Here is a 12,216-nt window from a genome sequence, read left to right on the forward strand (position 1 = left end):
CGGCCGATAAGAGAACGGAAGAGCCCCTCGGGATGACCCCGAGGGGCTCCCGGCCCTCCAGCGGGGGCCGGGATGGAGGTCGGTTACTCGACCCCGCAGCTGAAGGCGTTGATGTGGTGCCTCAGGAGTGCCCTGTCGGCGCTCACGACCAGCATGTCGATGATGTCGAAGCGGACCTGGATTTCGCCGTCGGGTGAGTTACCAGCGAGCCAGGAAGCCGCCGCGATCTCAAGGTCGCTGCGCTTGACCTTGCCACCCTCGAAGCCACCCTCGCCGTACTCGGTTGCGGTGACGTCGATGAAGACCAGGGTGTCCTCGTCGTTGGCGACCAGATCGATCCGGGTTCCCTCGGGGGAAGTCCAACCGGCCTCGAGAAGCTCGTATCCCTTGCGCTCGATGAAGCGGGTGGCTGCCTTGACTGCCTTCTCCTGAAGTTCGAAATTGCTCATGATGACCTCCGTTTGTTCGTGGCCGGCCCCTTTGGCCTGCCTTGTGATCCGGAAGCCGCTCAGGTTCTGGCCGAAGGCAAGGAGTGAAGCGAAAACCCGTCAGGGCCCGAGTTTTGCGCAGCAAAAGTTTTTCGCGCCTTGCCCGAAGAGCCTGGTTCTGAGCGAGCGTGGCGAAGCCAAGGAAGGCGAAGGAGGGCGTCCCGGCATAGGGGGGTTCTGCGCAATGGATTCAGTAGTCTGGACGGCCTGCCTGCTATGAGCGTGAATTTGAGCTGAAGACGGTTGGACCGAACGAGGCAACCAGAGTGATTGACTGCATGACGATAACTTGGTTTCATCGGCCATTGCCATAGGTGGGTTCAATTCGAGGGTTGGCAAGGTCGCGCGAAGAGTTTGCAACAGCATGCTGACTCAGCGACAAAACCAGAAACATTCCCTGCTTCTTCATCGACTTGCACGTGAGCACTAAGGGCACTTGTCGCCACTCGCCTTCATTGCGGGAGCTATACCGACCGGGCTGGTCCTGCGGAAGCCAATGGCTTAGGTCTCCCCGCGGCTCTTTCGTGCGAAAGGCCGCTCCTCATGATTCGCTCTCAAGCCCGCCGCCCCGCTAATCCAACGGGTGGGCGGGCTTGCCCCCTCCACTGTCCAATATGCGGATACGCCAACCACCTGCAACTATTTACGATACAAATGAGCTGTTATTAGACGATAGCTAAGGACTTCGCCCTGGTCAGTGATATACTTTCATTTGTATTGCATTCCGCAAACAGAATGTAAGGAATGACGATGAGCTACAAGGAACTGATTAAGAGCGGTGTCGACGCGACCGACATCCAGCAGTACCTGGTCGATGGCGAGATGACAGCCATCACCATTCGCATCCCAAAGAACCTTCGAGATAGCGCCAAAGAGGCCGCGGAGCTTCGCGGTATGAGCTTCAGCGCGTTGATCCGCAAGTGCTTGATCGACGAGCTTTCTAATGTTGAGAGGGGCTAGCATGGCCAATACCACTAAGGAGCAACAGAGGGCGGAACTGCATAAGACAATTTGGTCCATTGCAGATGACCTGCGCGGCAGCGTTGATGGCTGGGACTTCAAGCAGTACATCCTCTGCACGCTGTTCTATCGTTTTGTCAGCGAGAACCTTTGCACCTATCTTGCCGAGCAAGAGGGCGATGCTTCTTTTGACTATGCCTCCATGTCTGATGATCAGGCCGAATGGGGCCGCGGGGAGACTGTCAAGGAGAAGGGCTTCTTCATCCTTCCGAGCGAGCTCTTTTGCAACATCCTCAAGCACGTTGACAAGGATGGCATGCGCTTGACGGAGGATGGGCAGGACCTCAATGAGCTGCTTTCCCAGACATTTAAGAATATCGAGGGCTCTGCCGTTGGCACGGAATCTGAGGGCGACCTCAAGGGTCTTTTCGACGATATGGACGTCAACAGTGCCAAGCTTGGCAACTCCGTCATCGAGCGTAACAAGAAGCTCGTTAAGCTAATTTCAAAGATTGGTTCGCTAGATTTTGGCGGAGCATTCCAAGACAACTCCATCGACGCCTTTGGCGATGCGTACGAGTACCTCATGACTATGTATGCCTCCAACGCCGGCAAGTCCGGTGGCGAGTTCTTCACCCCGCAGGAGGTGGGCGAGCTTTTGGCGCGTATCGCCATCGGCGATCGCAAGAGCGTGAATAAGGTGTACGATCCTTGCTGCGGCAGCGGTGGACTGCTTCTTAAGTTTGCAAAGATCCTGGGTAAGGAAAACGTGCGCAACGGCTATTTTGGCCAGGAGATCAACCTGACCACATACAACCTGGCGCGTATCAACATGTTTCTGCACGATGTGAACTTCGATAAGTTCGATATCGCGTTGGGCGATACCCTCAAGGAACCTGCCCATTGGGACGATGAGCCGTTCGATGCCATCGTTTCGAATCCCCCATATTCGATTAAGTGGGAAGGCAAGGCCAATCCGCTTAACATCAATGACGCACGCTTTAGCCCCGCAGGCGTCTTGGCGCCTGCTAGCAAGGCGGACCTTGCCTTCACGATGCATATGTTGAGTTGGCTTTCCACTGAGGGCACGGCTGCCATCGTCGAGTTTCCCGGCGTGCTCTACCGTGGAGGTGCCGAGGGCAAGATTCGCGACTATCTGGTGCGCAACAACTTCGTTGAGGCGGTTATTCAGCTTCCTGCTGACCTGTTCTTCGGTACCACCATCGCCACCTGCATCATCGTGCTCAAGAAGAACAAGACCGCAAGCGATGTGCTGTTCATCGATGCGAGCGAGCAATTTGAGCGCCGTGATTCCAAGAACAAGCTGATGCCGGCGAACATCGAGCGCATCATGGCTGCCGTCAGCTCGCGCGAGGAAGAGGAGCATTTCGCCAGGTGCGTCGCCAATGACGAGGTCTTGGCAAATGATGCGAACCTGTCCGTCAGCTCGTATGTCGAGAAGAAGGATGAGCGCGAGGAAATCGATATTGCCGAGCTCAACGCCGAGATCACCCGCATCGTTGCGCGCGAGGACGAGCTGCGCCGCAAGATCGACGCCATCGTCGCAGATTTGGAGGCCTAGCTATGAGCAAGATTGACGAGCTGATTGAGCGCCTCTGTCCTGATGGGGTGGAATATAAGAAACTTTCATGTCTTGCAAGTTATGCAAGAGAGAGAATTGCCGCAAGTGACTTGGAACCAGGTTCGTATGTTGGCGTTAACGAACTTCTGCAAGAGTATCGTGGCCGCAGCTATGAAGTTCACGTTCCGTCAGAGGAAAAATGCATCTCGTATAGGCCGGGAGACGTGCTTCTTGGCAATATCCGCCCGTATCTGAAAAAGATGTGGTTGGCTGATTGTTTCGGGGGGACGAATGGCGATGTCCTTGTTATTCGCGTCTGCGACGCTGCACAGTTGAGTCCGCGTTTTTTATGGCAGGTTTTGGCAGGTAGAGCTTTCACGGAATACAACATTTCGCATTCGAAGGGCGCAAAAATGCCGCGCGGCGACAAAAAGGCAATCATGGATTTTTACATCCCTGTTCCGCCGATAGAAGTGCAGGAAGAAATCGTCCGAGTGCTAGACTCCTTCGCGGAGCTGGAGGCGGAGCTGGAGGCGGAGCTGGAGGCGGAGCTGGAGGCGCGCAAGCGCCAGTACGCCTACTATCGCGATCGACTCTTGACCTTTGAAGAGAGAGAGAGAGAGAGTAAGGTGGGTCACGTTAGGTGATATAGCATCTATGAAAGCCGGCAAAGCTATAGCTGCTTCGAAAATTACAGAGTGCGCGAATTCTGTGAGTTCTGTGAGATGCTTTGGGGCTAATGGCCTGCGCGGGTATGTGCCTCGATCGAATCAATCCGGAAACGCAGTTTTGATTGGTAGGCAAGGCGCCTTGTGCGGGAATGTGTACTTTGTGGATGGCGACTACTATGCCACTGAACACGCCGTTGTTGCTGCCCCACGTGAAGGAGTTGATTGTTGTTATCTGTTTTATGCACTTGCAGCGGCTAACTTAAATCAGTTTAAGACTGCGGGCGCCCAACCGGGGCTTTCGGTTGAGAGGCTTAAAAAAGTTAAGGTGGCGCTTCCCGATGTGGAAACGCAACGCCGAATTGCTAAGACTCTCGAGCAGTTTGATGTTCTCATCAACGACATCTCCCAGGGTCTTCCTGCGGAGATTGAGGCGCGGCGTAAGCAATATGCTTACTACCGTGACAAGCTCTTGAGCTTCAAGGAGAAAGTCGCATGAGCGAGATAAACTACGAATACACGAGCGTGCCTGAGCCAGAGCTCGGGCCCTCTTTGGCTGATGAGCTTTCAGGTAGTATCGACTTCGACGTCATGGCGTTTGGCGGTCAGGCTACGGTGTGCTCGACGCTGCCCAAGCAGCAGCGTCGCTCGTCCGCTTATCAGTCGGAAGCGCAGCTCGAGGACGCCTTTGTAAAACAGCTCTGCCGACAGGGCTATGAGCGTCTTGTTGTTTCTAGCGAAGAGGAGCTCATCGCCAATCTTCGCGCGCAGCTGGAGGCCCTAAATCACATTAGCTTCTCCGACAAGGAATGGGTGCGCCTGTTCAAGGGTTGGATCGCTGCAGACAACGACGGCATTGTCGAGAAGACGCACCGCATTCAGCGAGACCATGTCTATGCACTTCGCATGGATGACGGCTCAGTTCGCAACGTTTCCCTCATCGACAAGCGCAACGTGCACAACAATCGCATGCAGGTGATGAATCAGTACGCTCAGCAGGGAAGCTACGACAACCGCTATGACGTGACGGTGCTGGTGAATGGCCTACCGCTCGTGCACATCGAGCTCAAGCGTCGCGGCGTCGCTATCCAAGAGGCATTCAACCAAATCGAGCGCTATCAGCGTGACAGCTTCTGGTCCGGCTGCGGGCTGTACGAGTATGTGCAAATCTTCGTCATCTCCAACGGCACGCATACCAAGTACTACTCCAACACCACTCGTTTCTCTGCTATCGAGGAGCGTGCTGGCAAGAAGACGCGTGGCAAGAAGAGCTCGAACAGCTTCAAGTTCACCAGCTGGTGGGCTGCAGCTGACAATATGCCCATCTACGACCTCGTGCCCTTCACTGCGACTTTCTTCGCCAAGCACGCATTGCTCAACATCCTCACGAAGTACTGCGTCTTTGACGTTGAAGAGAAGCTGCTCGTCATGCGCCCGTATCAGATCGTGGCTACGGAGCGCATCTTGAACCGCATTCTCGTCAGCGAGAACAACAAGGACATGCTCGGCACCCTGCGCGCCGGCGGCTACGTGTGGCATACCACGGGATCGGGCAAGACGCTGACCAGCTTCAAGACGGCGCAGCTCGCCAGCCAGATGGAGGGCGTGGACAAGGTCATGTTCGTCGTGGACCGCAAGGACCTCGACTATCAGACCATGCGCGAGTACGACCGCTTCGAGAAGGGCGCGGTTGACGGCAGCGAGTCCTCCACGGTGCTTGCAAGGCAGCTTGCCAACCCTGACTGCCGCATCCTGGTGACCACTATCCAGAAGCTCGCCTGCTTTATCAAGAAGAACAAGGGGCATGAGGTCTATGCGCAGCATTGCGTCATCATCTTCGACGAGTGCCATCGCAGCCAGTTTGGCGAGATGCATGCGTCCATCACCAAGCACTTCAAGAACTACCATCTGTTTGGCTTCACGGGCACGCCGATCTTCGCCGACAACGCCGGCAGCGGGCGCAATTTCAACTTGCGTACTACCGAGCAGGCCTTCGGTGACAAGCTGCATACCTATACTATCGTGGATGCCATTCGCGACGAGAACGTGCTTCCCTTCCGCGTGGATTACATCCAGACCATACGAGAGCGCGATCAGTACGAGGACCAGAAGGTCTACGACATCTACCGCGAGGGAGCCTACAAAGCGGCGGCCCGCGTTGATTTGGTGACCAACTACATCCTCGACCACTTTGCTCAGAAGACCAAGCGCAGCCACGGTTATTCCCTTAAGGGCACGCGCGTCATGGGCTTTAACTCCATCCTTGCCACTGCGAGCATCGATATGGCCAAGGTGTACTACACCGCTTTCAAGCGCATTCAGGAAGAGCGCGGCGGCGAGAGGCTGAAGGTGGCGATCATCTACAGCTTTGGCCCTAACGAGGCCGACGACGGCTGCGGTCTGCCCGACGAGAGCTTCGATGTGGAGAGCTTGGACACGCCGAGCCGAGACTTTCTTGCAGATGCCATCGCGGACTACAACGCGATGTTCTCCACGAGCTTCGACACGAGTTCCCAGGGCTTCCAGAATTACTACAAGGACCTGTCTGATCGCATGAAGAAGCGTCAGGTGGATTTGACCATCGTGGTCAACATGTTCCTGACGGGCTTTGACGCCACGACGCTTAACACGTTGTGGGTTGACAAAGACTTGCGTGACCATGGTCTCATCCAGGCGTTTAGCCGCACCAATCGCATCCTCAATTCTGTGAAGACCTATGGCAATATCGTCTGCTTCCGCAATCTTGAGGACCGCGTTAACCACGCTATTAGCCTCTTTGGCGACAAGGAGGCCGGCGGCGTTGTGCTGCTCAAGCCGTACGCGGAGTATCTGGGCGAGTACCGCGAGCGTTTGGCTCAACTGCGCGAGCAGTTCCCTTTGGAGTCGGTTCTCAACGGCAACGCTCTTTTGGGCGAGGAGGCCGAGAAGGCTTTCATCCGCCTGTTTGGCGTGATTCTGCGTCTGCGCAACATCCTTACGGCTTTTGATGACTTTGCAGCAGACGACACGTTGAACCCACGTGATGAGCAGGATTATCGCAGCGTGTATACGGACCTGTACCAGAAGTGGCGCAAGCAAAAGGAAGACGCCACGATCATCAACGACGACCTTGTCTTCGAGGTCGAGTTGTTGAAGCAGGTTGATATCAACATCGACTACGTGCTGATGCTCGTGCAGAAGTATCACGATTCGAACTGCACCGACAAGATGATCATCGGGGACATCGAGCGTGCGATTGGCGCGAGCTATGAGCTGCGCAATAAGAAGGACCTCATCGAGGCATTCATCGACAGCCTGGATTCTAGCAACGATGTCACTGCCGACTGGGAGAAGTACCTGGCAGAGGCCAAGGAGCGCGAGCTTTCTGCCATCATCGAGGAGGAGGCTCTGGATGATATGGCAACGCGTGAGTTCATGGCCAATGCTTTCGTAGATGGCGGCGTTCCCGAGAGCGGCACCGAGGTGGCAAGTCTCATGACCAAGAAGCCGAGCCGCTTTGCCCCTGCCAATGCCTATGCGGACATGAAGGCACGCGTCTTGGAGAGGCTCAAGGGTTTTTTCGATAGATTCAATGGGTTGGGAAGGTAGATCTCGGTGTGTGTTCCAGAGTGGGATTGGAGCTTCGTTTGCAGCGTTGCTTCTGCAGTTGCGGCCGTAGTTTCCGCAATTGTGGCTATTGTTGCAGTTATTCTCTCGCTGCGTGTGGCCTACAAGCAAGGGGAGGCGGCAAAGGAGCAGGCACGTCTCGCAGAAGAGCAGAAGGGAATTGCCGAGAGACAGGCGGCGTTCGAGCTGGAAATCAACCAGCGTGAAGAGCGAAGACACGCAAATTGGGTTGATGCAGAGGTCTGCGCCTTCCATCAAAAGCACAGTGCGGAAAGGTGGCTCATGCCGCTTTGCTTTGCAGCTTCTGCTTTTGACAAAACATGGCCTTACCGCCGTGAACTGTATCGAGACTTCTGCTGTTTGACTAATGAGGTTCAGCGCGCGCTATTTGAACGTGAGGGAATATCTCTTCGAGTGGGCGAATGGGATTGCGATAAGTCGCTATTCTCTTCGTGTGTAGACGCCCTTGAGGAGCTGTCAGCTCGTTCTTTCCCTGACGATCGCTCAAGTGTTCTGTATGACAATGGCAAGTATCTCAGACGTTGTCTTGGGTATGGCGAGGCGCGTGTTGACGTTGTTGCAAGAGATGCGTGCTCCGCACAGTCTCTTGGACGATTGTATGAACAACGGATTGTTGACGTGTTGTCAGAGGCCCTCGATGGCAAGGGAGGCTGTTGCCGCAAGCCCATTTCGCTTCTAATGAAGGAGTATTCATTCGCAGAATCTGATGAGATTCAAGCTTGCCTCTTTGTGGCTGAGCTATGCATGTATTTGGCGATATTGGGAACATCTTCAGAGGAGTCTGAGCATGAATACGGCTCGTTAGATGACTACTTTGCCTCTGGTGGCTGCACTATGGAGGATTTGTTCCTTCGCGTGCTGTTTGAAGTCTATGTTCGTTTGCTTAGAAGCCGCTAGTAAATGTGCAATCTGTTCCAGCAACGCCGCCCAGCGGCCGTCGCGAAACTAAATTACAACGTCGACCTGCAACCCGTCCGGGTCAACTAGAATCCGTATCATGGTTTTCGACTCGTATTCTTCTTGAAAGGAAAACATTTGAAAGGCGAAGAACGATACCTTCTTAACTTGCTCGAAGGCACGAAAACTCGATTTGTTATCCCCGTCTATCAGCGCAACTACGACTGGAAGATCGAGAACTGCAAGCAATTGTTCGACGACCTTGAGGATGTCGTTTCCGAAGGCGTGGAGAGCCATTTCTTCGGCAGCATCGTCTCCAAGGCAGATGGCCCCGACACGCGTATCGTCATTGATGGCCAGCAAAGGATCACCACGTCATATCTTCTCCTGCTTGCCCTTGTGAGCAAGCTCAGGGAAGGCGCCATCGCCTCAGAAGACGACAACTTGGCCGACATGATCAACGAGGAATACCTCATCGACAAATGGCATAAGTCCGAGCGAAAGCTGAAGCTGAAGCTCATCAAGGACGACCAGGCCGCCTTTGAGGCGATTTACTCCGCCGACGCAGAGAAGTTCATCCAGGACTCCAACGTAACCCAGAATTTCATCTATTTCTGCGGCCGAATCGACAAGACAAAGCTGACAGCCGACCAGCTGCGCGAAGCCATCGAGCGCCTGATGATCATCGACATCAAGCTCGACAAAGAAGACGACGCCCAGCGAATCTTCGAAAGCCTCAACTCAACAGGCCTCGACCTCAACGAGGGCGACAAGATCCGCAACTTCATCCTTATGGGCCTCGATGCCCAAATGCAGGAGGAATACTACGAGCAGTACTGGAACGAGATCGAGAAGAACACCGGCTACGACGTAAGCTCCTTCGCCCGCGATTGGCTTGCTGCCGTCCGCAGGAAGACCCCCGCAATCAAGAAGGTCTATTCCGTGTTCAAGGACTATGTAAAAGCGGAGGCATTCGATACGAAGGTTCTGCTTGAGGAGCTTCTCAAGTACTCAAAGCATTACAAGGCGATCAACGCCGCCGATTCCGGAAACCATAGGCTCGATGCGGTTTTGAGGCGACTTATTCTGCTGGACATGAGCGTCATGAACCCGTTCACGCTGAATCTGTTCGAGTACAGGCGCTGTGGAGAGATCAGCGACCAGCAGGTGATCGAGGCGCTCGAATCCGTCGAGACCTACCTTTTCAGGCGCTGGGTCTGCAAGGTTCCCACCAATGCGCTCAACAAGGTCTTCGAGACCCTGCACAGCGAGGTCCTGAGAGGCGTCAAGGACGGCGGTTCGTATCCTGACGTGTTGAACAAGGTTCTCCTCTCCAAGGAGGGCAGCGGGCATTTCCCAGATGACGCCGAGTTCATGCAGGCGTTCGAAGAGAGGGACTTCTACAGGATCGCAGGCTACAAGTACTACCTCTTCGATCGTCTTGAAAACGGAGACAGCCTCGAAAGGGTCAGCGTCGTCGACAACCTTCGCGATGAGTCTTTCAGCGTTGAGCACATCATGCCCCAGACGCTTTCGACAAGTTGGCAGCAGGATTTGGGCGACGACTTCGCAGAAATCCACGCAAGGTGGCTGAACAGCATGGCAAACCTGACGCTTACCGCATACAACTCCAAATACAGCAACAGGCGCTTTGTCGAGAAGCGGGACATGGAGAACGGCTTCAAGCAGTCTGGCTTCAGGATCAACGGCTTCGTCTGCCAGCAAGAGGCCTGGGGTGAGGAGCAGCTGAAGGCTCGCAACGAGCTCATAAAAAGGAAGTTCCTTGAGCTTTGGCCACCCATCGAGTCCGACTTCGAGTGGAGCAACGGCGCCTACGAGGAGCATGCCCTCGACGATGACTTCTCGTTTACCGGCAGACAGATTGCTGCATACAGCTTCATGGGCTCCCGCTTCACGGCGAAGACCTGGGTTGACATGATCTGCGGCGTGCTTTCTATGGTTTACGAGCTTGATCCAGTCGTCTTCCATAAGTTCGTCCCCGAAGGCTCGGACTTTCCGGGAAGGTATTTCTCATGTAAGGAAAGCGACTATTGCTTCAAAGTTGGCGAGGGAATCTACTTCAATCCTGGAAGCTCAACTTACGTGAAAATCGAAACCCTAAAGATCGTTTTCGAGGCAGCGGGCATTGATTGCTCGGAGCTTCTGATTGAGCTGTACAGGTCGAAGATCGGGGATCCGTCGTAGCTACAAGGAGAGGGTTTGCAGAGGCTTCTCTACCCTGCCCTCCCTTGGCGTTGAAGGCGAAATCCTTTTGGCAGAACACGCAGACGGCAGTCGGCGCACCATAGAAGTCGTTCTGATGGAGGGGTCGTCGATGACGCATTTCACTTGATAGTGCATGCAAAAGGCGAGTAGGCACTTATTTTTAGCTGCGTACCTTTTTGCGAAACCGGCGCGATCAAGAAGGAGAGTTTCCCGTGATGGCGATAAGACGGAGGGGCTTCTGTAGGCGTGTAACCAGTAGGAGCTACTTATCGAAGCCCGCCGCCGCGGAGCTGCTCCTTGTAGTTCTCGCCCCAAACCCTCATTGCGTCGAGAACGGGCCTGAGCGTCTGTCCCAGGTCGGTGAGCGAGTACTCCACCCGTGGGGGCACCTCTGCGAACGCCTCACGATGAACGAGCCCCGTTTCCTCCATGGTTCGTAGGTTGCTGGTCAGAACTTTCTGCGAAATCTTGCCGATCGAGCGTTGCAGCTCCTTAAAGCGCATCGTGCCTCTGAGCGAGAGTTCGCGCAGGATGAGCACCTGCCACTTGTTGCCGATGAGCAAAAGCGTTGTCTCCACTGGGCAGGCAGGCAGGTTCTCCAAAGTCGGTGCTGTCATATTCGCGAAACCTCCGTCTGCAATCATGCACGTCATTTACATTAGTTTCCTTTTGGTGCTTACAGCACTTTAATGTGCCTTCTTTCCATTATATACCTTTGACGCGTATCGTACGAGCTGTAAAGAAAGCAGCGGCGAGTGCCGCAAGTCGAAAGGAAAGCATGATGACCAAGAAGATCGCAGTTGTAGCAGCGAACGGCAGGGCCGGCAGCCTCATCGTCGAGGAGGCCGTGCGTCGCGGATTCGACGTGACCGCCATCGTACGCGGCGAGAATAGGACCGCCGCTCAGAACTCCGTCATCAAGGACGCGCTCGAGCTCACTACAGAGGACCTCGCAGGATTCGACGCAGTGGTGGACGCCGTGGGCGGCTGGACGCCCGAGACCATCCCCGCTATCACCGACGCGGGCATCCACTTGGCTGATGTGCTGGTTGGCACCGATGTGCGCCTGCTCGTCGTGGGTGGCGCGGGCTCGCTGTTCGTCAACCCCGAACATACGGTCACCGTCGACATGGGCCCGGACTTCCCCGATGACTGGAAGCCGCTGTCCGCCGCGGCCGGCAAAGTCCTTGCTCACCTTCGCGAAACGGACGGCCTCAAGTGGACCTTCGTTTCCCCTGCTGCCGACTTCCAAGCCGACGGCGAGCGCACCGGCGAGTACATCCTGGCGGGCGAGGAGTTCACGCTCAACGGCCGCGGCGAGTCAACGCTCTCGTACGCCGACTATGCGATCGCCATGGTCGATGAGATCGAGTCCGGTGACCACGTCGCCCAGCGCATCTCGGTTGTGAGCAAGTAGCTTCATGCCGTCTGGGAAACGGGGAGGGTCGATGCCAGCCGCGTCGACCCTCCCGTTGCGTACCGAGGCAACCAGTCTTGTTGCCTGAGCTGTGACATCTGGGGGGGAGTGCTCCGCGCGGGCAATCGCAAGGAGGCCCCGATGGAGACGGCCAACGTCACCGTACGCATGGGGAGGCAGACGAGGGACGACGCGGCGAAGCTCTTCTCGGAGCTCGGCATAAGCACGACCCAGGCGATCAACATGTTCCTCAAGCAGGCCGTGAGGGAACAGAGGATACCCTTCGAGGTAACCGCAAGGCCCGCCGTCGAGCGCGGCGGCGAGAAGCCTGGGTAAGGAAGTCCGGCGCAT

At 55.5% G+C, this 12,216-nt stretch carries 11 protein-coding genes; 9 read left to right on the top strand and 2 right to left on the bottom strand.

The annotated features are described in order from the left end of the window. Nucleotides 1-83: 83 nt before the first annotated feature. Nucleotides 84-449, bottom strand: coding sequence for a YraN family protein (locus GPA_RS16235; RefSeq protein ID WP_015540546.1), 366 nt, complete (start codon nt 447-449; stop codon nt 84-86). Between the two features lie 789 nt (nt 450-1,238). Here GPA_RS16235 and GPA_RS16240 point away from each other — a divergent pair. The 7 genes from GPA_RS16240 (at nt 1,239) to GPA_RS16270 (ending at nt 10,427) form a co-directional block, all read left to right on the top strand. Then, nucleotides 1,239-1,448 carry a YlcI/YnfO family protein gene (locus tag GPA_RS16240; RefSeq protein WP_227155708.1) on the top strand — a complete coding sequence of 70 codons (210 nt, stop codon included), beginning with the start codon at nt 1,239-1,241 and terminating at the stop codon, nt 1,446-1,448. A gap of 1 nt (nt 1,449) precedes the next feature. Continuing rightward, nucleotides 1,450-3,030: a type I restriction-modification system subunit M gene (locus tag GPA_RS16245; RefSeq protein ID WP_015540548.1), complete on the top strand. Its 1,581-nt coding sequence runs from the start codon at nt 1,450-1,452 to the stop codon at nt 3,028-3,030. A gap of 2 nt (nt 3,031-3,032) precedes the next feature. After that, nucleotides 3,033-3,677, top strand: coding sequence for a restriction endonuclease subunit S (locus GPA_RS17645; protein ID WP_083809215.1), 645 nt, complete (start codon nt 3,033-3,035; stop codon nt 3,675-3,677). A gap of 10 nt (nt 3,678-3,687) precedes the next feature. Next, nucleotides 3,688-4,197, top strand: coding sequence for a restriction endonuclease subunit S (locus tag GPA_RS17650; protein ID WP_083809217.1), 510 nt, complete (start codon nt 3,688-3,690; stop codon nt 4,195-4,197). Next, nucleotides 4,194-7,286 (top strand): type I restriction endonuclease subunit R, encoded by a 3,093-nt coding sequence (locus GPA_RS16260; protein WP_083809219.1) that lies wholly within the window; start codon nt 4,194-4,196, stop codon nt 7,284-7,286. The genes GPA_RS17650 and GPA_RS16260 overlap by 4 nt, the downstream gene beginning before the upstream one ends. A gap of 6 nt (nt 7,287-7,292) precedes the next feature. Then, nucleotides 7,293-8,222 (top strand): hypothetical protein, encoded by a 930-nt coding sequence (locus GPA_RS18550; protein WP_227155702.1) that lies wholly within the window; start codon nt 7,293-7,295, stop codon nt 8,220-8,222. Between the two features lie 138 nt (nt 8,223-8,360). Then, nucleotides 8,361-10,427, top strand: coding sequence for a DUF262 domain-containing protein (locus GPA_RS16270; RefSeq protein WP_041239833.1), 2,067 nt, complete (start codon nt 8,361-8,363; stop codon nt 10,425-10,427). A 287-nt stretch (nt 10,428-10,714) separates the two neighbouring features. Here the strand turns inward: GPA_RS16270 and GPA_RS16275 are convergent, their stop codons facing one another. Next, nucleotides 10,715-11,101, bottom strand: a complete 387-nt coding sequence (locus GPA_RS16275; protein ID WP_015540552.1) for a winged helix-turn-helix transcriptional regulator — start codon at nt 11,099-11,101, stop codon at nt 10,715-10,717. Between the two features lie 128 nt (nt 11,102-11,229). On the opposite strand from GPA_RS16275, the gene GPA_RS16280 reads away from it, so the two are divergent. Both GPA_RS16280 and GPA_RS16285 read left to right on the top strand, forming a co-directional pair. Further along, on the top strand, nt 11,230-11,865 hold the full coding sequence (locus tag GPA_RS16280; RefSeq protein WP_041239834.1) for an NAD(P)-dependent oxidoreductase: 636 nt from the start codon (nt 11,230-11,232) through the stop codon (nt 11,863-11,865). Nucleotides 11,866-12,006: 141 nt separating this feature from the next. Then, a complete protein-coding gene (locus GPA_RS16285) occupies nt 12,007-12,201 on the top strand; it encodes a type II toxin-antitoxin system RelB/DinJ family antitoxin (RefSeq protein ID WP_041239835.1) in 195 nt (64 codons plus the stop codon). The last annotated feature ends 15 nt before the right edge of the window (nt 12,202-12,216 follow it).

The organism is Gordonibacter pamelaeae 7-10-1-b, assembly GCF_000210055.1.
In the GTDB taxonomy this organism is placed as follows: Bacteria; Actinomycetota; Coriobacteriia; order Coriobacteriales; family Eggerthellaceae; genus Gordonibacter; species Gordonibacter pamelaeae.